This is a genomic window from Crossiella sp. NPDC003009 (assembly GCF_053591555.1).
Window position 1 is genome coordinate 149913 of sequence record NZ_JBSFUA010000006.1, and the last position, 21608, is coordinate 171520.

Here is a 21608-nt window from a genome sequence, read left to right on the forward strand (position 1 = left end):
GACTTACCAGGCCCACGCTTCGGGACCGGGGCCGCCGTTGCCGACGGGTGGAAAGATCAGGTCCAGTTCGTCCAGCAGCGCCTGGGGCAGCGTCAGCTCCAGCGCGTTGAGCGCACCGGTCAGCTGAGCCTCCGTGCGCGGCCCGATCACCGGCGCGGTCACCCCCGGCCGGTTCAGCACCCAGGCCAGGCCCACCTCGGCCGGGTCCAGGTCGTGGCTCTCGCACAGCTTCTCGTAGGCGGCCACCGCGTCGGCGTGCTTGGCCATGGCCACCTGAGCCCGGCCCTGCGCGGTCTTCACCGCGGTGCCCTCGGCCAGCTTCTTCGTCGCGCCGGAGAGCAACCCGCCGTGCAGCGGGGACCAGGGCAGGACGGCCAGGCCGTACTTCTGCGCGGCCGGGATCAGCTCCAGTTCCACCGTCCTGGTGACCAGGTTGTAGACGCAGCTTTCCGCGACCAGGCCGAGGAAGTTGCGTTCCCTGGCACTGGCCTGGGCCTCCACCAGGTGCCAGCCGGCGAAGTTGGAGGAGCCGACGTAGCGGACTTTGCCTTGCCATACCAGGGTTTCCATCGCCTGCCACACCTCCTCCCATGGCGCGGACCGGTCGATGTGGTGCATGTAGTACACGTCGATCCAGTCCGTGCCCAGCCGCCGCAGCGACTGCTCGCAAGAGGCGATGATGTTGCGCGCGGACAGGCCGGAGTCGTTGGGCAGGTCGGTCATCGGGTTGCCGACCTTGGTGCCCAGCACCACCTTCTCCCGGCGGTTGCCGCCGAGGGCGAACCACTCGCCGAGCAGTTCCTCGGTGTAGCCCTTGTGCTTCTGCCAGCCGTACTGGTTCGCGGTGTCCAGGAAGTTGATCCCGCGTTCCAGCGCCAGGTCCAGCAGCGCGAAGGCCTCCTCGGTGGTGGTGCGCACCCCCAGGTTCAGCGTGCCGAAGCAGAGCGGGCTGATCCGCAACGCGGTGCGGCCCAACGTGGTGTACTCCATGGCTCCTCCTCCGGCCCGCGCTCAGGTGGTGGACCGGGTCGGCTGCTCGGCGAGCTCGCCCTTGAGCAGCTGGAGCAGCAGCTCCGCGGCCCGTTCCCGGCCACCGGCGGCCTGCTGGACCTTGGCGATGCGCTCGGCGTTGGCCCGGAAGGCGGGCTCGGTCAGCACCCTGGTCAGCTTGGCGGTGATGTCCTCGGGCTCGATCAGGTGCGGCCGGCGCACGGTCAGGCTGACGCCGAAGTGCTCGCCGCGGGTGGCGATGTCGTGGCAGTCGGCGAACATCGGCCGAGTCACCATCGGCTTGCCGAAGTACAGGCTCTCGTGGAAGCCGTTGCTGCCGGCGTGGGTGAAGAAGACCTTGACACTGGGGTGGGCCAGCACGTCGTACTGGGAAGGCAGCCAGGACTCGATGCGCAGGTTTGACGGCAGGTCCGCGGGCAGCAGCTGGTGGCGTTCCTTGGGCAGGTTCCACAGCACGTGGTGGCGGCCGTCCAGGTTCCTGGCCACCTGCACGATGCCCGCCACGTCGGCGCGGCTGAGCCTGGCCAGCGTGCCGAGTCCGATGTAGACAACGGAGTCGCGCTCGTCCAGCCAGTCCCCTACCTCGGTGCGGCCTGGCACTTCCGGCAGCGTGGGCAGCATCGCGCCGGTGAGCTCCAGGCGCTCCGGCTTCGGGAACGGGAAGTCCACCTCCGCCACCGAGAACGCCATGACCAGCTTGGCGTCGGTGACCTGTCCGTCGGTGCGCATCGCCTCGCGGGTGATGCCGCACTCGATCTGCAGCTTGACATATTCCTGGAGGTGCGGCCGCATCTTCGGTCCCAGGTACATCGCCAAGGTGCGCAGGCCGAAGAGCAGGTTGCGCAGCTTCTGGACCGGGTTCATCGGGTAGGGCAGCCCGGTGTTCGGGCGCGGGAAACCCTTGGGCAGGTGCGACTTGGCCAGCAGCGGCACCCAGGAGGCGTAGGAGTGGCTGGGCAGGAAGGGCAGGGTGGCCACGAACGGGATGCCGCGCGCGATGGCCAGCGAGGTGGCGAAGCTGCTGGCGCTCTCGATCACCATCAGCGCGGGCTTGAGCTCGTCCACCGCCGCGGTCAGCTTGCGGTACTCCTCGGCCATCAGCTTGGGCTGCATGACCATCCGCAGCGACTCCCGGTGCGAGACGAACCGCTTCCGGCTGGAGAACCGGGAATATGCCTCATCGTCCATTGTGGACAAAGAGAGTTCCGGCGCGCCCCTGCCGAGTGAGGCGAAGGACAACCCGCGCCCCTCGATCTGGCCGCGCCGCGACTCGTCGGTGGCATACCAGACATCGGGCACCCCCCGATCGGCCAGCTCACCGGCCAGCACCAGCATCGGGTTCAGCAACCCGCTCTCCGGCCTGCTGACGAACAACACGGGCCGCCGGTCATCCGCACTCATCCGCAGCACCTTCCCAGAGACGACACCAGTACGTTCTCCCACACCCGGCACCGGGAATACCCCAGTACCGCGGGGTCAGCGCAGGCCGCGGAGGCAGGCGATGAGGCTGCGCGCCTCGACGTTGACGTAGCGGCTGTGCTGGAGGAGCCCGTTGAGCTGGTGCAGGGTGAGCCAGCGGTAGTCGGGCAGCTCGTCGCCGCCGAAGTCGGGGGCCACCTCGATGACCATGTACCGGTTGCGCGCGTGGTAGAACCGCCCGCCCTCCTCCGAGAGCACGGTGTCGAACAGGACCCGGCCGGGTTCGGCGCTGAGCACGTGGTCCAGGAACGGTGGCTGGTGCTGTTCCATGCCCAGCTTGGTGTAGGTCTCCGGGCTGCACTGCACGGTGGAGGCCAGCTCGACCACGTCCAGGTAGCCCGGTTCGACGCGGGCGTTGACCAGTGCGTGCAGCACCCCGTCGACGTTCTTCACCAGCATGGCCACCACGCCGAGGCCGTGCGGCTGGATCAGCGGCTGGGTCCAGCCGGAGACCTCGCGGCTGTTCGTCTTGACCCGCACCGCCATCACGCTGAAGAAGCCGCCGCTCTCGTGGTGGATCTCCCGCTCGGTGTGCCGCCAGTTCCGCACCGAGCGCAGCGGGATCAGCTCGGTGCTGATCTGGTGCTCGGACTGCCGGGAGGTGATCCAGCTCAGCACCTCCGCGCTGGAGGAGATGCTGCCGGCGTAGGCGTCGCAGGAGCGCGCGATCGCCTCGGCCAGCCCGTCGCCGACGGTGTCGTGCGCCCCCTCGAAACCCGCGGGCATGCAGGAGAGCACGGTCCGGGCGTCCATGTTCACCGCGTCGTCGTGCGCCAGCAACGCGTTGAGCTGCCCGAGGGTGATCCACTGGAAGTCCGCCAGCAGCTCGACCTCGGTGTCCACCTCGACGATCATGTTGCGGTTGCGCTTGCGGTAGAACCAGGTGCCCTGCTCGGACTGGAGCACATCGGCCAGCACCCGGTGCTGGGCGAAGTCGCGGAAGTAGTCCAGGTACGGCACCGCGGCCCCGCCGTGCGCCTGGGTGTAGTTGCTGCGAGTGGCCTGCACGGTCGGGGACAGCTGCACGCCGTTGACGTTGCCCGGTTCCTGCTTGGCCTGCATCAGGCAGTGCAGCACCCCGTCGAACTCCTTGACCAGGATGCCCAGGATGCCGATCTCCGGCTGGTTGATGATCGGCTGGGTCCAGCTGCCGACCGGCCCCGAACTCGTCTCCACGCTCAAGCCCTGCACGCTGAAGAAGCGGCCGGTGTCGTGCTGGATGTTGCCGGTGAGCCGGTCGAAGCCCCAGCGGTCCAGCTCGTCGAACGGGATCACCTCGACCTCGTGCGTCTGCACCTGGGCACGCTCGTTCATCCAGGCGAGCACATCACTCGGCGAGTGCCGCGTGCCCGCGACCTCACAGGCCGAGCGGGCCAGCCGATGGCGCAGGATCTGGTCCGGCTTGCGCAGGGGCGGGGTTCCGGTCCGACTGCTCATAACGGCTCCTCGCGCCATCGGCTGCATGCTCACTGCCGTTGGTACACGTGCTGGGGTAGGGACTTCCCCAGAGTTCAACCCAGCTCCAGCCGCGGCCGGTACACCTCGATCCAGGAGGCCGCGTCCAGCACCCGGTCCAGGCTCTCCCGCACCACCTCGGGCATGGCGGCCGGATCCACGCTCATCGTCTCCTCGACCCACTTGCGGTTCATGATCTCGAAGACCGGGTGGTCCTTGCCCGCCAGCAACTCCTTGGCCATCCGCTGGAGCTCGGCGGCGTAACGCGGGTCCTGGGTGGCCGGGTACGGGCTCTTCACCCGCTGCGCCACGCTCTCCGGCAACAGCGGCCCGGTGGCCGCGCGCAGCAGGCTCTTCTCCCTGCGGTCAAAGGTCATCATGTCCCACGGCACGCTGTAGACCTGTTCCACCAGGCGGTGGTCGCAGAAGGGCACCCGCACCTCCAGCCCGACCGCCATGCTGATCCGGTCCTTGCGGTCCAGCAGCAGCGGCAGGAACCGGGTGATGTGCAAGTACTTGAGCACCTTGGTGGCGTGCTCTTCATCGTCGTCGCCGTCGAAGCGGTCGATCTCGGCGACCGCGGTGCGGTACTGGTCCTGGATGTAGGTCTCCAGGTCCAGGTTGGCGGAGAGCTGGTCGTTGAAGATCTCGTCGACCTCTGCCTCGGCCAGCATCTCCACCAGCGGCATCATCCACGGGAAGATCCCGGACTCCCGGATGGCCGGGATGTGGAACCACGGGTACCCGGCGAACACCTCGTCCGCGCCCTCACCGGAGAGCGCCACCGTGGAGTGCTCCCGGATCGCCTTGAACAGTTGGTACAGCGAGACATCCACATCGGCGATGCCGATCGGGAACCCGCGCGCCTGCACCACCGCGGCCCTGGTTTCCGGATCCAGCATGGCATCCGGGGACAGCACGATGTCCCGGTGCTCGGCGCCGACGTGCGCGGCCACCTCCCTGGCATACGGCGAGTCCGGGGTGCCGCGCATGGAGTCGGGCTGGAAGTTGTCGGTCAGGCCGGTGAAGTCCACGGTGAAGCTGCGCGCCCGCTCGCCCTGCCCGGCCAGCTCCCGCGCGGCCACCGCGGTCAGCGAGCTGGAGTCCAGGCCGCCGGAGAGCAGCACGCAGCGCGGCACGTCGGAGACCAGCTGGCGGCGCACGATGTCGCCGAGCAGGTCCCGCACCTCGCCGATGGTGGTGTCCAGGTCCGCGGTGTGCTCGCGCGGGGTCAGCTTCCAGTAGACCCGCTCGCGCAGCCCGCCGCGGTCCAGCAGCACCAGTCCGCCGGGCCGCACCTCGCGCATGCCGGCCCACACGCCGTGTCCCGGTGTCTTGCAGGCGCCGAACATCTCGCGCATGCCCTCGAGGTTGATCACCGTCTCGGCCTCGGGGTGCGCCAGGATGGCCCTGGACTCCGAGCCGAAGAGCAGCCCGCCATCGGTCGGGTAGTAGTACAGCGGCTTGATGCCGAGCCGGTCGCGCACCAGCACCAGCCGGTCCGACCTGGCGTCCCAGATACCGAAGGCGTACATGCCGTTGAGCTTCTCGGCGAACTCCGGGCCCCACTCCAGGTAGGCGCGCAGCACCACCTCGGTGTCGCTGGCGGTGGTGAACCGGTGGCCCCTGGCGCGCAGCTCGTCACGCAGCTCGACGTAGTTGTAGACCTCGCCGCTGTAGGTCAGCGCCACCTCGCCGTCGGGGGTGTCCACGGTCATCGGCTGCTTGCCACCGGCCAGGTCGATGATCGCCAGGCGGCGGTGGCCGAAGGCGACGTGGCGGCGGACCCACGCGCCGCCGTCGTCGGGGCCACGACAGCACATCGTGTCCGTCATCGCCTCCAGGGCAGGGCGCTCCTGGGTCAGGTCACGGTCGAATGCGATCCAGCCGGTGATTCCGCACATGCGAAAGCCTCCACCACGCTCGGGAACAGGAAAGACGACATCCAGCGCTCGCCGGATGCCGGCGGCCGCATCGATGCAGTGGTACCGGCGCAGGTCTAGTGACTTCCCCAGTGTTGCGGGATACACCAGTCGCCGACGGGGCCGCGAGAGGCCGGTTCCGGCCATCCCGCCACCCCCGTCGACGTCCCCTTCGTGGTCAGCCGACCGGTCCGCCGGAGGGTCCCGCGGCCACCCCGAGGGCGTCGGCGAGCTGGGCCCGCCGCTCGATGCCCAGCTTGCGATAAGAGCTGGTCAGGTGCTTCTCCACGGCCCTGCGGCTGATCTCCAGTCGGGTCGCGATCTCGTGGTTGCCCAGCCCGCGCACGGCCAGCTCGGCCACCGTCGCCTCGGTCCTGGTCAGCCGCGAAACCGGGGCCGGCGCGCTTGGGCTGAGCACCGGGTCGGGACGCTGGCGAGTTCTCGTCAGGATGCTTTCTTCTGCCCCTGAGGACTCCAGAAGCTGCTCGGCCAGACGCATCCCGTGCGCCAGCACCCGCTCGCCTTCGGCCGGTGAGGTGGTGCGCATCCGCTTGCCCAGCCGTCGCAGCGTCCAGGACAGCTCGGTCCGGTTGCCGGTCTGCCGGAAGGTCTCCGCGGCCTGCCGCAGGTGCTCGATCCCGCGCGGGCCGGGGGTGAGCAGGCCCAGCACGTGGCTGGCCCGGCCGATCCCGTTGGGCGAGCCCCAGGCCACCGCGCGGCGCAGGTGCTCCTCGGCCAGCGCGACCGCCTCGTTCCGCTGCCCGAGCCGGTGGTGCAGCCCGGCGGCCAGGCACAGCCAGGGCAGCACGGCCTGGTTGCGCCAGCCCGCGCGCTCCAGCCGGTTGCCGCCGTCGAGCACCTGGGCCAGCGCGCCCTCGTGGTCACCGGCGGCCTCGGCCAGCGCGCCCCGCATGGTGCGCCGCAACGTGTACATCCGCAGGTCGGTCTCCGAACCGGTGATCTCCAGCGCCCGCTTGGCCAGCTCCACGTCGCGGGTGACCATGGCGACCGCGCCCAGCGCCAGCGCCGAGGTCACGATCATCTCCTGGGTGTCCCCGCCGACCAGGTCCACCGCGTTGATCGCGGTCTCCTTGGCCCTGGCCACCTCGCCCCTGCCCAGCAGGGTGAAGGCGAGCTGCGCCTGCACGAGCGACTGGAAAGCCGGCGGCGCGGGCCTGCGGGTGTGCGCCAGCACCGCCTCCAGCCAGGAGGAGGCCGCGTCGCCCTGGTCCGCGGCCAGCAGCACCGCGGGCAGGATCTGCATGAACGAGCTGATCTGCACCGAGCTGGCCGGCACCTGCGCGACGATCTGGCGGGCCATCCTGGCCACCTCGGCGCAGTGCACCTCCCCGGTCAGCGTCACCGCCTCCAGCAAAACCGCCCGCAGCTCGCGCTCGGCGGGACAGGCCCGGCTGCCGTCAAAACCCAGTTCCCGCAACCGGTTTCCCGCCGAGGCCAGCAGTTTGCCGTCGGTCATCCCGGCCTGCCGCCAGCGGGCTTCCAGCCGCAGCGCCACGTTCCGATCGTGCCCGCGGAGAGCGCATTCCGGACCGAGCTTGCCGCGCACCTCGCGGAGCAGCTCGGCCAGCTGCGGGTCGTAGCCGGAGACCCGCAGCGGCATCCAGGACAACGCCTCGGCCCGGCTGCGGTCATCCGGCAGCAGCCGCGCGGCCTGCACCAGGTGCTGCTTGGCCGCCGCGGGCCAGGCGTCCAGCTCGGTGGCGGCCAGCTCCAGCAACAGTTCCGCGCGGCGGCCGTCATCCGGCGGCGAGTCCAGCAGCGCCCGCCGGAAGTAGCGGACCGCGGTCTCCGGCGCGCCGCGCCTGCGCGCGGAGACCGCGGCCGCCTTGAGCAGGTCGAGTCCCCTGCGGTCGTGCATGCCGTCCACCTGGACCAGCTGCCCGGCCACCTCCTCCGGGCTGGCCCCGCACTCCTCCAGGTGGTCGGCGGCCGCGCGGTGCAGCCGGGAGCTCTCCGCGGAGCCGATGACCTCCGAGACCACCTTGGTCAGCGCGGGGGTGGGCACCAGCCTGCCCACCACCTCCTCCACCGCACCGCCCATCCGGCGCAGCACGCTCTCCGCGGTGCGGCACTCGGCGGGGGTCAGCTCGCTGAGCCTGGCCAGCAGCACATCGGTGGCCTGCTCGCCCAGGATCACCATCGCGGTGGCGAAGGCCGAGACCACCCGGTCCCTGCGCAGCAGGCCGCGCAGCTGTTCCCGGCGCAGCGACCCGGCCAGCTCACGCATCCGCGGCACATCCGGCGACTGACCCCACAACCGTTGTCCCGCAGCACGATCCAGTAGGGCCAGCAAGGACTTCGGCACCCCGCCGGTGACCTCGTGGCAGACCGCGGCGAAGGCGGGGTCGCAGTCCGCGCCGAAGCGCTGCGCGGCCAGGGTGGCGGTGGTGGCCGGGGTGAAGGCCCGCGACTCCAGCCGGTACTCCGCCGAGTCCAGGATCTCCTGCACCAGCGGCGCCCGCTCGCACACCGCGTCCGGCGCGGTCACCGCCAGCAGCAGCCTGGCCCCGCGCAGCCGGGTGGCCAGGAAGGCCAGCGCGCGCAGCGAGGCCTCGTCCACCCAATGCAGGTCGTCCACCACCGCGACCACGGTCCGGTCGCCGCTGAGCCGTTTCAGCGTGGCGTGCAGCCCGTGCACAAAACAGCTCAGCGAACCCGGCCCGAGCTCGCTGTCCTGGTCCAGCCCGCCGTTGAGGATGGCCGAGAGCATGCCGTGCGAGGTGTCCCCCGGATCACCGTCCCGCGACACCAGTGGGTTCACCAGCTGCCGCACCACGCCGACCGGCAGGTCCCGTTCGGACTCCGCCGCGCTGGCCTTGAGCACCATCGCGCCCTCGGCCTGGGCCAGTTCGGCCAGCGCCCGCGCCAGCGCGGTGCGGCCGGTGCCCGCCGGTCCGCCGATGTGCAGCACGGCGCCGCGGCCGGAGTCGACCTCCTGCACCGCCGCGCGCAGCATCCGCAGCTCCGGCCCGCGTTCCCGCAGCATCACTCAGCACCTGCTCACGGCGGCGCCCAGGCGCGCGAGCAGCTCATCCCGCCCGCGCACGGCCAGCTTCCGGTAGACCTTGGTCAGCCGCAGCTCCACCGTGCGCCGGGTGACGCCCAGCTCGGCGGCGACCTCGCCGTTGGCCTTGCCGCCCAGCACCAGCAGCACCACCTCGCGCTCCACCGGGGTCAGCGCGGCCAGCGGATCGGCGGCGGGCGCCTGCTCAGCCGGCTGCGCGGGCAGGTCGGGGATCTCCAGCCCGATCGCCCGGAAGGCGGCCAGCGCCCCCTCCCCCGGCAGGGCCAGCGCGTCGGCCACGCCCCACCGCTCCAGCACCGCGTCCTCCTCCGCGCGCAGCGCCAGCGCCTCCTCGGTGGCGCCCAGCAGCTGGTGCGCCAGCGAGGCGCCGAAGCGCCAGGGCAGCAGCACCGGGTTGCGCCAGCCCCGGCTGAGCAGCACCCGGCCGCACTCCTCGAAGAGCACCAGCGCCCGTTCCGGCTCGCCGCCGACCAGCAGCAGCTCGGCGCGGGCGAAGAGCAGGAAGCTCCAGCCCACCCCGCGGTCAGCCAGCTGCGCGGACTGCCGATCGGCCAGCTGCCGGGCCGCGCCCAGCCTGCCGAGCCGGATGTTGGCCATGATCTCGGCCGCGGTCAGCCGGGAGCCCAACGCCGGGTGCCAGGACTCCGGCGGCAGCTCCCGCTTGGCCTCCTCCACCCCGGCCAGCGCGTGCTCGGCCTCGCCACTGTGGCGCAGCACGAGCCCGGCCTGGGCCAGCAGCGCCTGCGCGGCGGCCGCCCGTGCGCCGCGCCTGCGGGCCAGCCGCACCACCGACTCGTACCCGGCGTAGGCCTCGCCGAACTCATCGGCGCACATCAGCGCGCGGGCCGCGGCGAAGCGGCACATCAATGGCGCGCCGCTGTCCTCGGCCAGCGCGGTCCTGGCCAGCTCCAGCACCCTCGGCCGGTCCTCGGCCCGGCTGGCCAGCTGCCAGGCCAGCACCGCGGCCTCGGCCCCGTCGCGCGGGACCGGCGGTGGCGCGGGCAGCACCGCGGCCGGGGTCTCCAGGTCGGGGCCCGCCTCGTCCTGGGCCAGCCAGCCCAGCGCGGCCAGCGGGGTCAGCTGGTCGCGCTGCCGGGTGGCGGCCGCCTCGCGGTGCACGTCGGAGACCAGCCTGCGGGTGGTCTCCGCGTCGCCCCGGCTCAGCAGCAGGTCAGCCGCCTCGACCACCGGGCTCCAGGTGTCCAGGCCGGTGTGCCGGATGAGCACCTGCCGGAGCCTGCCGTCACTGGCCTCCGGCAGGTCCACCACCTCAAGGCCGGCCAGCCGGATGAGCAGCCGGGCGCGGGTGGCCTCGACCATCGGCTCGCGCAGGGCGCGCCGCAGGGCCGCCACCGCCGCGGCCCGCTTGCCCTCCCTGAGCAGGCATTCCGACGCCTCGGCGAAGACCTCGCCCACCCACTGCCGCCCGGCCACCGGCACGCCACCGAGCAGCTCGGCCACTGTGAGCGCTCCCATTTCGACCGCGCGCCCCAGTTCGGCCGCGCGCATGCTCAAGGCGGCACGCTCCGCGGCGTCCCGTCCGGAGAAGGCGTCCACCGCCACCGAGGGGCAGGCCAGCCGGGGTGTGCCGCCGCCGACCACCAGTCCGGCGTCGACCAGGATCTCCAGCGCGTCCAGCACCCCGGCCGAACGCGGCTGGGCCAGCGCGGCGGTCATCTCGAAGCCGAAGTCCCGGCCACCGACGGCCATCGCGCGCAGCAGGGCCACCGCGTCCAGCGGCAGCGTGCGCACCACCCTGGCGATCCGCTCCGACCAGTCCCGCCGCGCGACCTCGTAGACCTCGGTCAGCCGGGGCGGGGTCAGCGGCTGACCGGTGGCGGCGAAGTGCCCGGCCACCGCGGCCGCCACCGCCGGTCTGCCCATGGCCGCCCGCGCGGTCGCCCGCGCCACCGCCTCCTCCACCGGGTGGCCGGTCGCCTTGGTCAGCAGGTCGGCGATGTCCCGCACGGAGAACGGCGGCAGCCGCAGCTGGATCGGCGCGACGGTGGCCACCACCCGCTCCAGCGGACCGTGCGCCGAGCCCAGCAACAGGATCGGCGTCTCCGGCGCCCGGCCGGCCATCTCGGCGAACCAGTTCCGGGACCAGCGGTCCGCCCAGTGCAGGTCGTCCACGGCCACCAGCAGCGGCCTGCCCGCGGCCAGCGCGGTGAACTCGCGGCACAGCAGCGCGTTGAGGCCGGCCGCGCACGGGGCGCGCTCGCAGCTGACCGCGAGGTCGGCGATCCGCTCCGGCGGGAGCAGCTCGGAGAGCAGCCTGGTCACCACCGCGTACGGAATCTCCGACTCCGACGGTGGGCACGGCGCTAACGTCACACCGAGTCCCAGTGAACGCGCGCGGGTGACCGCGTGCCGCAACAGGAACGAGCGACCCGAACCTATCGGGCCACTGACACCGACAATATGCGATTGACCTGCTTCCAGTTCGTCAACCAACTCATCCAGAACGCTGACCGCCGAAGTATCACTTGCTGACTCGTCCTCGACGACGAGGTGGACAAGGCTCATGGTGACCCCTATCCGGGTTCTGCAACCGACAGAAGGCAAGCCCCACCCAGCTCCGAGCACTATTCGTGATCGGCGGCCGACACATCCGCATCCCTCGAACCCGCTGCCCTTAGTACGGTTTGGAGTTCGCACTCTCCATGACCGGCGACGACCAGCAAAGACCCATATCAAGTATATTGAAGCCGGTCCTGGGGTTTTGCCGAAAATTTGAGCTGCGCTTGATCCAGGAACGCGCCAGTTTCGAAGTGGGCAGGCCTGGAGTTACGTGCTGATGACAGGTTCCCGCCAGCTCGCGGCCGGTGCGGCCCGTTCCCGCCGCCGCGGAACAGAAACCTCGATTCCACGATCCTTTGGCCCCAGCCGGTCCCACTCCTAGCAGTTTCCCGGTCCCGGCCAGCCGAGACTCGCCTGCGACGGCCACCTCTCCCCGGGATGCGCGGCCCCGGCGATAACCCGACGCCGGGGGGTCGTGCCTCCCCCATCCGCCGGGGCTGACCAGGCCGTCACAAGATCCACATCATCTAGCCATTTCCAAGTGCCGCAACTGTTTCATTAGTCCGAAGAGCGGGTGAGTCACCCTGATGGTCCACTCGCGACACCGCACTTGTGACCGCATCAAGGAGACCGCGTGTGTAGGCGAGCGCTGATCACTGGAGTTACCGGACAGGACGGCTCCTACCTGGCCGAGTACCTGCTGGAGCAGGGATACCAGGTGTGGGGCCTGATCCGTGGGCAGTCCAACCCGCGCAAGTCGCGGGTGAGCAGGCTGGTCAAGGACCTGTCGTTCGTGGACGGGGACCTGCTCGACCAGGGCAGCCTGATCTCGGCGGTGGACATGGTCCAGCCGGACGAGGTCTACAACCTGGGCGCGATCTCCTTCGTGCCGCTGTCCTGGCAGCAGGCCGAGCTGGTCACCGAGGTCAACGGCATGGGCGCGCTGCGCATGCTGGAGGCGATCCGGCTGGTCTGCGGCCTGGACAAGTCCCGGACCGGCGGCAACGACCAGATCCGGTTCTACCAGGCCTCCTCCTCGGAGATGTTCGGCAAGGTGGCCGAGACCCCGCAGAGCGAGACCACCATCTTCCACCCGCGCAGCCCCTACGGCGTGGCCAAGGCCTACGGCCACTTCATCACCAAGAACTACCGCGAGTCCTTCGGCATGTACGGGGTCTCCGGCATCCTGTTCAACCACGAGTCGCCCCGCCGCGGCGCCGAGTTCGTCACCCGCAAGATCTCCCTCGCGGTGGCCCAGATCAAGCTCGGCCTGCAGAAGGAGCTGCGCCTGGGCAACCTGGACGCGGTGCGCGACTGGGGTTTCGCCGGGGACTACGTGCGGGCCATGCACCTGATGCTGCAGCAGGACGAGCCCACCGACTACGTCATCGGCACCGGCCGGATGCATTCGGTGAAGGACGCGGTCCGGATCGCCTTCGAGGCGGTGGACCTGGACTGGCGCGACTACGTGGTCATCGACCCCGAGCTGGTGCGCCCTGCTGAGGTGGAGACCCTGTGCGCGGATGCCAGCCGGGCCCAGGTGGAACTCGGCTGGAAGCCCAGCGTGGACTTCACCGAACTGATGAACATGATGGTGGAGTCCGATCTCCGCTCGGCCACCAGGAACAACCAGATCGAGGAACTGCTGCCGGCCGCGGGCTGGTAGTCCGCAGTACTCCCGGCGCGCCGGCGGAGCCACTCCGCCGGCGCGCCGTTGTCATGTCGGTCGAATGGAGGACAACGGACGACAAAGGCTGTCCGGTTTCGGACACACGACCGGGCCGGTACGACAGCGGGTCGTACCGGCCCTGATCGGCAGATCACTTCATTCCGCGATCTTCGTGCTCCCGCACCAGGTGTAGACCGGCAGGTTCTCCTCGCCGATCCGACGGTTCTGGCCATGGTAGGCGAAGTGCTCGTACCCCGCCCCGAATGCCACCTTGATTTTCTCGTCGAGCCGGTCCACGTGCCAGACCTGCTCAATCCTGGACTGCTCGACCGGACCGCCGGACAAAAAGATTCGAGTGCTCATCTTTCGATGCCTCCTCTGGGTTATCTTTATTGTGCGACATTCGTCACTAGGGAAATCGCCAAAGGATGCGGCCCTGGGGTTTCGTCACACCGCCGTGCGGCCTGCGGCCAGCGCCCTGGTCAGCTGGGCGCGCACCGCGTCCTGGTGCTCGGCGAGGAAGAAGTGGCCACCGGGGTACACCTCGACCCGGAACTCGCCCTCGGTGTGCCCGCGCCATGCCTCCGCCTCGGCCATGGTGGTCTTCGGGTCCGCGTCTCCGGTCAGCACGGTGATCGGGGTGCGCAGCCGACGGTCGGCCGGGGCCCGGTAGGTCTCGATGGCGCGGTAGTCGTTGCGCAGCGCGGGCAGGCTCATCCGCAGGATCTCCTCATCGGCGAGCACCGCGCCGGAGGTCCCATTGAGGGTGGCCATCTCGGCGATGATCGCGTCATCGCCAAGCAGGTGCACCCGTTCCGGCCGGGTGGTGGAGGGAGCCCGCCGCCCGGAGGCGACCAGCTCCACCGCACCGGCGCCCGCGCGCTCCAGCCGGAGCGCGAGCTCAAAACCGATCGCCGCGCCCATGCTGTGCCCGAACAACACCGTCGGTTTGGGCGTCAACCGGGCAAGCTCTTCGGCAATGTGGTCAGCCAGTTTCTCAATATCCGGGATACCTTGGTCGCGCAGCCGGTCCTGCCGGCCCGGATACTGGATCGCGACCACGTCCACCGCGGGCGCGAGCTTCTGGGATACCGGGTAGTAGAAGCTGGCCGACCCCCCGGCGTGGGGTAAGCACACCAGTCTGGTACTACTTGCCGCCGAGGGGTGGAACCGTCGGATCCACTGGGTCGTCTCGGTATCGGCTATCGCCACGGGCGTTGATCCCTTCGTCATGTTCACTTGACGTAGCTGGGCAGCACCCGGGGTGGCCACGAACCCACCCCGAACAGGCCCATAGAATACGCCTTGGAAACCAGCGCGGGACGGTTCTTCGCCTTCAACCGGCGCAACAGCGTGGTCACGTGGTATTCGACGCCGCCCCGGCTCAGGTGGAGCATGGAGGCGAGCTGCACGGTGGAAATCCCGGCCGCCACGCCTTCCAGAATGCGCGCGTCCATGTCCGTGAGCAGCTTCCGGCTTGATGACAGCATGTGACCGCTGCGGTCGCTGGCCTCCGGGCGCACGATGACCATGATGCGCTGCACCTTGCCGCCCTCGCCTGCCACGGCCACCCCGGTCAGCTCACCGCTGAAGTCCGGCTCGCCGCTGCGCAGACCCGCGATCTGGCTGGTGAACCGGGTCTTCTGCCCGTCGAGCAGCCGGCCGAGCCCCTGCATGACGCTCTCCCGCACACTGGCGTGCAGCAGCTCCACGAACGTTCGCCCACAGGTGTCGCCAGCAGACCTGCCAAAGAGACGAAGAAGCTTCGCGTTGGCTTCGATGACCCGGAGTGACGAGTCCAGCGTCGCCACACAGATTCCGGACTGGTCGAAGAGAGACCTGACTATTTCCTGCGCGTCATCAACCTTCCGCATTCCGCTAACCGACTCATGCAAAGCCGTCGCCGCCACGTCAGCACTCATCGGATGATCAGTCCTCCCGTTGAGAGATTGTGATCCAAACCCGCCTGGCACGTTCACCCGGCTAGGTGGCCCCTTACGGAATGGATCGTCTGTGGCCACCCAAGTCATGTCAACGAGAGTCCAACAGCCTGTCTTAACACTGTGGTCCGCAGGCAGAGCAGGTTCGGACCGTGCGGACCCCCGCAATGACCTGGAGCAATGCGGCCAGTTGGCGGTAGCCGGACCGGCGACCACCGGTCAATTCGACCGGTTTTGTAACCGAACGCAGCCGATAATTACCCGCAGTAGCCGGATACGCGGCCTTGTCCGGTGATTGCGAATGGAAGTACTACATTTCCTGTCATCCACGCCCGCACAACACCTCAACTGGACCTCAAGAGCGGGTCACCCCTCGATTTGACTAATTCTTAAGGTAGGGACATAACCGCGGTGTCGTTAAGGTGCCTGGCGATTTCCGGACGCGGTCTAGGTCGACACGACCTAGGCTGGGCTGGTGATCACCCGCCCCATCATCTCGGACCTGGTGCGCGGCGCGCTGGAACTGGAGCGCACCGAGCGCGGTCTCCGGCCGCACCGCCTGCCGGCCCGCGCCCGCGCGCAGTGCGCCGACGGTCAGCTGGCCATGGCCGAGGCCCAGCCCTCCGGCGTCCGCCTGGTCTTCCGCACCACCGCCACGGCCATCGAGCTGGACACCCTGCGCACCACGATGAACTACCAAGGCGCGCCACCGCGGCCCGGTGGCGTCTACGACCTGCTCGTCGACGGCGAGCTGACCGCGCAGGCCAGCACCACCGGCGGCAACACCGTGCTGATCGACCTGGCCACCGGCACCAGCCAGGCCCAGCAGGGTCCGGCAGGCACGGTCCGCTTCGAGGGGCTGCCGGAGCGCGCCAAGCAGGTGGAGATCTGGCTGCCGCACAACGAGCTGACCGAGCTGGTCGACCTGCGCACCAACGCCCCGATCGAGCCCGTGCCACCACAGGGCCGCACCTGGCTGCACCACGGCAGCTCGATCAGCAACGGCTCCAACGCGGCCAGCCCCACCGGCACCTGGCCCGCCCTGGCCGCCGCGAGCGCGGGCGTGCAGCTGGTCAACCTGGGCTTCAGCGGCAGCGCCCTGCTGGACCCGTTCACCGCGCGCACCCTGCGCGACCTCCCGGCCGAGGTGATCAGCCTGAAGCTGGGCATCAACCTGGTCAACGCCGACCTGATGCGGCTGCGCGCCTTCGGCCCCGCGGTGCACGGCTTCCTGGACACCATCCGCGAGGGCCACCCGGACACCCCGCTGCTGGTGGTCTCCCCCATCCTGTGCCCGATCCACGAGCACACCCCCGGCCCCGGCATGCCCGACTTCAGCACCGGCCAGGTCCTCTTCCACGCCACCGGCGAACCCGCGCCCGGCAAGCTGACGCTCACCGTCATCCGCGAGGAACTGGCCCGCATCGTCGAGCAGCGCCAGGCCGAGGACGCCAACCTGCACTACCTGGACGGCCGCGAGCTCTACGGTGAAGCCGACTTCGCCGAGCTGCCGCTGCCCGACCGGCTGCACCCCGACGCCGCCACCCACCGCCGCATCGGGGCCCGCTTCGCCGCCCTGGCCTTCGGCCCCGGCGGCCCGCTGAGCAACGGAGCAGCACGGTGACCGAACCGACCCACCGCGAACGCAACGCGATGATGATCGCCAAGATCCGCGAGGCCGAGCCGCAGCCCTACACCGAGGGCCGGCACGTGCTCCGGGTCCTGTGCGTGCCCGGCCGCCACACCGGCACGCCGCGCGAGGTGCCGCTGGCGGTGACCCAGCTGGACGGGCAGTACTACGTCTGCTCGCCCAGCAGGCGCCGGGACTGGACCGCCAACCTGCTCGCCGCCGGTGCGTGCCGGATCGAGCAGGACCCTGGCCGGGCCTATCGCGCGGAGCTGGTGGAAACGGACATCGGTGCCACAGTCCTGGCCACCTATCTGGGCAACGTCCGGCCAGGTGGGGCGAACATGTGGCCGTTCCCGAAGGACGCGCCGGCCTCGGTGATCCGCGAGCACCTGACCGAGGTCGCGGTCATCCGCCTCATTCCCGCCTGAGCTACCCGGCGAGCTTGCCCTCGACGAAGAGCATCCGCAGCTCGATCGAGCCTTCCCGGAACTTCACCGCCTCCCGGTACTCCGGCGAGTCGTGCCACTCCCGCAGCCGCGCCATGTCCGGGAACTCCAGCACCGTGACCACCCGCTCCGGCGAGGGCCAGCTGCCCACCGCCACCTCCGGCACCTGCCCCTGCACCAGGTAGCGGCCGCCGTAGCGGTGGATCGACGGTTCGGCCAGGGCGCGGTACTTCAGCGCGCCCTCTTCGTCCAGCTGCACGGCATCCACCAGCACGTACGCGGGCATGTCTGCTCCCCAGTGGTCATTTACTACACGGCGTGTACCTTTGACACACCGGATACTACGGCAACGCAGTAGAGTGTCAACGGTGCCGACGACCACGGACCAGCCGCCCACCCGGCGGGAGCGGCTGCGCGCGGAGACCATCCGGGAGATCACCACCATCGCGCTGGCGCAGATGGCCGAGGGCGGGCCGGGCGCGATCTCGCTGCGCGGCATCGCACGCGAGATGGGCATGACCGCCAGGGCCATCTACAGCTACTTCCCGACCAGGGACGACCTGGTCACCGCGTTGATCGGCGGCTTGAGCGAGTCGCTGGCCGGCGCGCTGGAGTCCGCGCGGGACGCGGTGCCCGCCACCGAGCCCGCGGCCCGGCTGCTCGCCTGGGGCGAGGCCCTGCGCGCCTGGGCGGTGGCCAACCCGGCGGGCTTCCGGCTGGTCTACGGCGACCCGGTGCCCGGCTACCAGCCACCGCCCGGCGGCCCGGCCGAGCAGGCCGCGCGCCGGATCTGCGCCGGCCTCAACCGCCTGGTCGCCGAGGTGGGGCAGCCCAGGGCCGCGGACCAGGTGGACTGGTCGGCGTTCCCGGCCGAGTACGCGGCCAAGGTCAGGGCGGACGTGCCCGAGGTCTCGCCCGCGGTGGTCTCACTCGCGCTGCGGGTCTGGGGTCGGCTGCACGGACTGGTCACGCTGGAGGTCTTCGGGCACCTGGGTTCGGTGTCCGCCGATCCGGCCGCGCTCTACCGGGCCGACCTGCTCGACCTGCTCGACTCGGTGGGCGCCGATGTTCCTCGTTGAGCAGCGGAGCCGGGGGTGACCGCGCGGAAGACCGCGTCCCGGCCGAGCAGCAGCGCGCAGCCCGCCGCGAGCAGCATGAACCCGGCGATGACCAGCATCCCGGCCCGGTAGTCGCCGGTCAGGTCGCGCAGCCAGCCGGTCAGGTAAGGGGCGAGGAAGCCGGAGGTGTTGGCCAGCGAGGCGATCACCGCGATGCCGCCGCTGGCCGCCGCCCCGGTCAGGAACGCGCCGGGCAGCTGCCACCACACCGGCAGGGTGATGAACGCGCCCACCGTGGTAACCGTGATCGCCAGCATGACCAGCACCGGCGAGTCCAGGTACAGCGCGAGGCCCAGCGCCAGCGCGGCCGGGATCAGCGGGATGGCGATGTGCTGGATGCGCTCGCCGGTCCGGTCGGAGTGGCGGGCGTAGAACCACATCGACAGCGCCGCCGCGGCCGAGGGCACGGCGGTCACCAGGCCGATCTGGACAGTGGAAAGATCGCCGCGCAGACCGGCCACGATCTGCGGCAGGAAGAAGGTCAGCGCGTACAGCCCGCCGCTGATGCCGAAGCCGACCAGCGCGATGAGGTAGACCCGCCGGTCCCGCAGCGCCGCGCGCAGCGAGCTCCGGCCGTGCCCGGCCACCGCCTCCCGGTCCGCCTCCAGCGCGGCGCGCAGCGCGGTCGCCTCGGCCTCGGGCAGCCAGCGGGCGGTCTCCGGGCGGTCCGGCAGCAGGACCAGCACCAGGGCGCTGAGCAGCAGTGCGGGCAGACCCTCGGCCAGCAGCATGAACCGCCATCCGGCCAGCTCGATCAGCAGTGTGGACAGCGGGGTGCCGATGGCCACGGTGACCGGCACGGCCAGCATGAACAGCGCGGTGACCTGGCCGCGCTCGCGCCGGGGGAACCACTCGGTGAGGTAGAGGATCATGCCGGGCAGGAACCCGGCCTCGCACACCCCGAGCAGGAACCGCAGCAGGTAGAAGCCGGTCTCGTCCTGGATGAACGCGGTGCCGGTGGCGCACAGGCCCCAGCCCAGGGTGATCACCGCGATCCACCGGCGCGCGCCGACCCGGCGCAGCACCTGGTTGCTGGGCAGCTCGAACAGCGTGTAGCCGACGAACAGCAGCCCAGCGCCCAGCCCGAAGACGGTGCTGCTGAAGCCGAGCTCGGCGTTCATCCGCACCGCGGCCACGCCGACGTTGACCCGGTCCAGGTAGTTGACGAAGTACAGCACCGCCAGGAACGGCAGCAGCCGCCAGCGGGCCCTGCCGATCGCGCGGTCCAGCGGGTTTTCCGTCAGTGCACGCAGAACTCGTTGCCTTCCACATCGGCCATGGTCACGAAGTACTGCCCGCGCTCGCGGCCGGTGCGCGCCACCGTCCCGCCGCGCGCGCACAACCGCGCCACCAGCGCGTCCACCTTGGCGATCTTCTCAGCCAGGTCGTCGCCGGGCGCGGTGGCCTGGATGTCCAGGTGCAGCCGGTTCTTGCCCTGTTTGCCCTCCGGCACGCCGAGGAAGCAGATCCGGCCGTCGCCGTCCGGTTCGACCACCGAGGCGAACTCGGCCACCTCCTCGGGCGGGAAACCCTTGGCCCGCTGGAACTCCAGCCAGCTGGGCTGGCCGTCCGGCGGGTCCTGGACGCGGTAGTCCAAGGCGTAGGCCCAGAACTCGGCCATCAGGTCCGGGTGCCGGCAGTCGACGACCACCTGGAAGGCGCGTGGCATACCGCCAGCATTCCACGATCAGCCCGAGCGCAGCTGGGCCACCCGGACATCGAGGTTGCGGAAGTGCTCGGTCATCGCGGCCGCCGCGCGGTCGGCGTCCCGCTTGCGCAGCGCGGTCACGATGGCCCGGTGCCTGCGCACGGTCTGCATCGGGTTGGGGTCGGTGACGCCGAGGCGGTGGTTGACCCGGTGGAAGACGTCCCAGAACGCGCGCAGCAGCTGGGTCAGCAGCGCGTTGTCCAGGCAGCGGTAGAGCACCTCGTGGAACTCGCGGTCCTGCTCGGCGAAGGTCTCCCCGCTCTTGGCCCGCTCGCTCATCCGCTTGGTGACCTCGTCCAGCCCGGCCAGGTCGGCGGCCGGGATGATCTCGGCCACCCGGCGGATCAGCACGCCCTCCAGCGCCTCGCGCACCTCGACGATCTCCTCCATCGAGCGCAGGTCGCGGCCGATGTCGTGCAGCACCCGGAAGGTCAGCCCGTCGGCCAGCGGGTCCAGCGACAGCCGGCCGACGTAGGTGCCGAAGCCGTGCCGGATCTCCACGATGTCCAGTGCCTGCAAGGCTTTCAGCGCCTCGCGCACGGAGTTGCGGCTCACCCCGAAGGTCTCGACCAGCTCGGTCTCGGTGGGCAGCGGGTCACCCGACTTCAAGCCGCGGCTGAGGATCAGCCCGGTGATCTCGTCCCGGATCGCCCGGTTCATCCGGGTGGCCAGCCTGGGCTCCTGCTGCGTCACGATTGGACCTCCTGCATCCAGCAAACCTTAGAGCAGACCGGCCTCGGCCAGGTGCGAGCGCACCGCGGCGCGCTCGGTGTCGTCCAGCGGGATCATCGGTTCGCTGGTGACCGGGTTGGCGATCACGCCGAGCGCGGCCAGGCCCTCCTTGAACGCGCCAATCGCCGAGGAGTAGCGGCCCATCCGCGCACCGCCGACGTGGATCAGCTCGAACAGCTTGCGCAGCCGCAACTGTTCGGCGCGGGCGGCGTCCCAGTCGCCGCGAGCGGCCGCGTGGTAGAGGCGGACGTAGCCGTGCGGGTCCAGGTTGCCGATGCCCGGCACCAGGCCGTGCGCGCCGAGGAACAGTCCGAGGTCGGCCAGGGTCTCCGAGCCGGAGTAGCAGTGGAAGACCGAGCGGTCGGTGCGCTCCAGCACCGCGCGCAGGCCGTCCAGGTCGCCGCTGGAGTCCTTGAGCCCGGCCAGGGTGCCGTCCCCGGCCAGCTCCACCACCACCTCCACCGGCAGCTTGCTGCCCACCGAGGCCGGGATGTCGTAGGCCAGCAGCGGCAGGTCGACCGCGGCCCGGATGGCCCGGAAGTGGCCGGGGAACTCGCTGGGGTGGGTGGGCGCGTAGAACGGCGCGGTGGCCACCAGCGCGTCCGCGCCCAGCGCCTTGGCCGCGCGGGCGTGCTCGAGCACCCGGGGCGTGGTGGTGTCGATGATCCCGGCCAGCACCGGCACCTGGCCGGCGGCCACTCCGGCGACCACTTCCAGCGCTCGCTGACGGAGCTGGTCGGGCAGGTAGGCGACCTCGCCGGTGGAGCCGGTGACGAACAGCCCGTGCACCCCGGCGTCGAGCAGGTAGGCGGTGAGGCGTTCCAGCGAGGGCACGTCCAGGTCGCGCTGGCTGGTCAGCGGGGTGCACACGGGTGGCACGACACCGCCGTGGAGCTGGGTCACGAGCTTCTCCCTTGCGGAGCGGAACCGGT

General features: G+C 70.6%; 18 protein-coding genes. 4 read left to right on the forward strand and 14 right to left on the reverse strand.

Annotated features, from left to right (window positions below):
* Positions 1-3 precede the first annotated feature (3 nt).
* The 6 genes from ACWDY5_RS09245 to ACWDY5_RS09270 all read right to left on the reverse strand — a co-directional run bounded on the left by ACWDY5_RS09245 (position 4) and on the right by ACWDY5_RS09270 (position 11439).
* The gene (locus ACWDY5_RS09245; RefSeq protein WP_449721764.1) at positions 4-990 is read right to left on the reverse strand and encodes an aldo/keto reductase; all 987 of its coding nucleotides are present in this window, start codon (positions 988-990) and stop codon (positions 4-6) included.
* 21 nt (positions 991-1011) lie between these two features.
* Positions 1012-2412: a glycosyltransferase gene (locus ACWDY5_RS09250; protein ID WP_449721765.1), complete on the reverse strand. Its 1401-nt coding sequence runs from the start codon at positions 2410-2412 to the stop codon at positions 1012-1014.
* Positions 2413-2487: 75 nt separating this feature from the next.
* Positions 2488-3927 carry an NDP-hexose 2,3-dehydratase family protein gene (locus tag ACWDY5_RS09255; protein WP_449721766.1) on the reverse strand — a complete coding sequence of 480 codons (1440 nt, stop codon included), beginning with the start codon at positions 3925-3927 and terminating at the stop codon, positions 2488-2490.
* A gap of 74 nt (positions 3928-4001) precedes the next feature.
* The gene (asnB, locus tag ACWDY5_RS09260; RefSeq protein WP_449721767.1) at positions 4002-5849 is read right to left on the reverse strand and encodes an asparagine synthase (glutamine-hydrolyzing); all 1848 of its coding nucleotides are present in this window, start codon (positions 5847-5849) and stop codon (positions 4002-4004) included.
* A gap of 196 nt (positions 5850-6045) precedes the next feature.
* Positions 6046-8874 carry an AAA family ATPase gene (locus tag ACWDY5_RS09265; protein WP_449721768.1) on the reverse strand — a complete coding sequence of 943 codons (2829 nt, stop codon included), beginning with the start codon at positions 8872-8874 and terminating at the stop codon, positions 6046-6048.
* Positions 8875-8877: 3 nt separating this feature from the next.
* Complete coding sequence (locus tag ACWDY5_RS09270; protein WP_449721769.1) at positions 8878-11439, reverse strand: AAA family ATPase; 2562 nt, start codon at positions 11437-11439, stop codon at positions 8878-8880.
* 628 nt (positions 11440-12067) lie between these two features.
* Here ACWDY5_RS09270 and ACWDY5_RS09275 point away from each other — a divergent pair.
* Entirely contained in the window at positions 12068-13099 is a 1032-nt protein-coding gene (locus tag ACWDY5_RS09275; protein ID WP_283659712.1) for a GDP-mannose 4,6-dehydratase, read from the forward strand.
* Between the two features lie 159 nt (positions 13100-13258).
* Here the strand turns inward: ACWDY5_RS09275 and ACWDY5_RS09280 are convergent, their stop codons facing one another.
* The 3 genes from ACWDY5_RS09280 to ACWDY5_RS09290 form a co-directional block, all read right to left on the reverse strand.
* Positions 13259-13465 carry a DUF5988 family protein gene (locus ACWDY5_RS09280; protein ID WP_252479934.1) on the reverse strand — a complete coding sequence of 69 codons (207 nt, stop codon included), beginning with the start codon at positions 13463-13465 and terminating at the stop codon, positions 13259-13261.
* Positions 13466-13549: 84 nt separating this feature from the next.
* Positions 13550-14239 (reverse strand): thioesterase II family protein, encoded by a 690-nt coding sequence (locus tag ACWDY5_RS09285; RefSeq protein ID WP_449721770.1) that lies wholly within the window; start codon positions 14237-14239, stop codon positions 13550-13552.
* A 98-nt stretch (positions 14240-14337) separates the two neighbouring features.
* Entirely contained in the window at positions 14338-15024 is a 687-nt protein-coding gene (locus tag ACWDY5_RS09290; protein WP_449721771.1) for a PAS domain-containing protein, read from the reverse strand.
* 493 nt (positions 15025-15517) lie between these two features.
* Here ACWDY5_RS09290 and ACWDY5_RS09295 point away from each other — a divergent pair, with 493 nt between their 5' ends.
* A complete protein-coding gene (locus ACWDY5_RS09295) occupies positions 15518-16666 on the forward strand; it encodes a GDSL-type esterase/lipase family protein (protein ID WP_449721772.1) in 1149 nt (382 codons plus the stop codon).
* Positions 16663-17100: a nitroreductase/quinone reductase family protein gene (locus ACWDY5_RS09300; RefSeq protein WP_449721773.1), complete on the forward strand. Its 438-nt coding sequence runs from the start codon at positions 16663-16665 to the stop codon at positions 17098-17100. Before ACWDY5_RS09295 ends, ACWDY5_RS09300 begins: the two co-directional genes overlap by 4 nt.
* Position 17101: 1 nt before the next feature.
* On the opposite strand, the gene ACWDY5_RS09305 is transcribed toward ACWDY5_RS09300, so the two are convergent.
* Positions 17102-17404, reverse strand: coding sequence for a DUF1330 domain-containing protein (locus tag ACWDY5_RS09305; protein ID WP_449721774.1), 303 nt, complete (start codon positions 17402-17404; stop codon positions 17102-17104).
* 82 nt (positions 17405-17486) lie between these two features.
* Here ACWDY5_RS09305 and ACWDY5_RS09310 point away from each other — a divergent pair, with 82 nt between their 5' ends.
* Positions 17487-18197 carry a TetR/AcrR family transcriptional regulator gene (locus ACWDY5_RS09310; protein ID WP_449721775.1) on the forward strand — a complete coding sequence of 237 codons (711 nt, stop codon included), beginning with the start codon at positions 17487-17489 and terminating at the stop codon, positions 18195-18197.
* Here ACWDY5_RS09310 and ACWDY5_RS09315 read toward each other — a convergent pair.
* The 4 genes from ACWDY5_RS09315 to ACWDY5_RS09330 all read right to left on the reverse strand — a co-directional run bounded on the left by ACWDY5_RS09315 (position 18140) and on the right by ACWDY5_RS09330 (position 21579).
* The gene (locus tag ACWDY5_RS09315) at positions 18140-19414 is read right to left on the reverse strand and encodes an MFS transporter (protein ID WP_449721776.1); all 1275 of its coding nucleotides are present in this window, start codon (positions 19412-19414) and stop codon (positions 18140-18142) included. The two genes, ACWDY5_RS09310 and ACWDY5_RS09315, sit on opposite strands and share 58 nt — an antisense overlap.
* Before the next feature lie 62 nt (positions 19415-19476).
* Positions 19477-19905 (reverse strand): VOC family protein, encoded by a 429-nt coding sequence (locus tag ACWDY5_RS09320; protein WP_449721777.1) that lies wholly within the window; start codon positions 19903-19905, stop codon positions 19477-19479.
* 18 nt (positions 19906-19923) lie between these two features.
* Entirely contained in the window at positions 19924-20637 is a 714-nt protein-coding gene (locus tag ACWDY5_RS09325; protein WP_449721778.1) for a FadR/GntR family transcriptional regulator, read from the reverse strand.
* A gap of 27 nt (positions 20638-20664) precedes the next feature.
* Positions 20665-21579, reverse strand: coding sequence for a dihydrodipicolinate synthase family protein (locus ACWDY5_RS09330; RefSeq protein WP_449721779.1), 915 nt, complete (start codon positions 21577-21579; stop codon positions 20665-20667).
* Between the last annotated feature and the right edge of the window lie 29 nt (positions 21580-21608).

Coding starts and splice junctions, on each gene's coding strand:
- ACWDY5_RS09245 (WP_449721764.1), bottom strand. CDS start 990: ATGGAGTACACCACGTTGGGCCGCACCGCGTTGCGGATCAGCCCGCTC.
- ACWDY5_RS09250 (WP_449721765.1), bottom strand. CDS start 2,412: ATGAGTGCGGATGACCGGCGGCCCGTGTTGTTCGTCAGCAGGCCGGAG.
- ACWDY5_RS09255 (WP_449721766.1), bottom strand. CDS start 3,927: ATGAGCAGTCGGACCGGAACCCCGCCCCTGCGCAAGCCGGACCAGATC.
- asnB (WP_449721767.1), bottom strand. CDS start 5,849: ATGTGCGGAATCACCGGCTGGATCGCATTCGACCGTGACCTGACCCAG.
- ACWDY5_RS09265 (WP_449721768.1), bottom strand. CDS start 8,874: ATGCTGCGGGAACGCGGGCCGGAGCTGCGGATGCTGCGCGCGGCGGTG.
- ACWDY5_RS09270 (WP_449721769.1), bottom strand. CDS start 11,439: ATGAGCCTTGTCCACCTCGTCGTCGAGGACGAGTCAGCAAGTGATACT.
- ACWDY5_RS09280 (WP_252479934.1), bottom strand. CDS start 13,465: ATGAGCACTCGAATCTTTTTGTCCGGCGGTCCGGTCGAGCAGTCCAGG.
- ACWDY5_RS09290 (WP_449721771.1), bottom strand. CDS start 15,024: ATGAGTGCTGACGTGGCGGCGACGGCTTTGCATGAGTCGGTTAGCGGA.
- ACWDY5_RS09305 (WP_449721774.1), bottom strand. CDS start 17,404: ATGCCCGCGTACGTGCTGGTGGATGCCGTGCAGCTGGACGAAGAGGGC.
- ACWDY5_RS09320 (WP_449721777.1), bottom strand. CDS start 19,905: ATGCCACGCGCCTTCCAGGTGGTCGTCGACTGCCGGCACCCGGACCTG.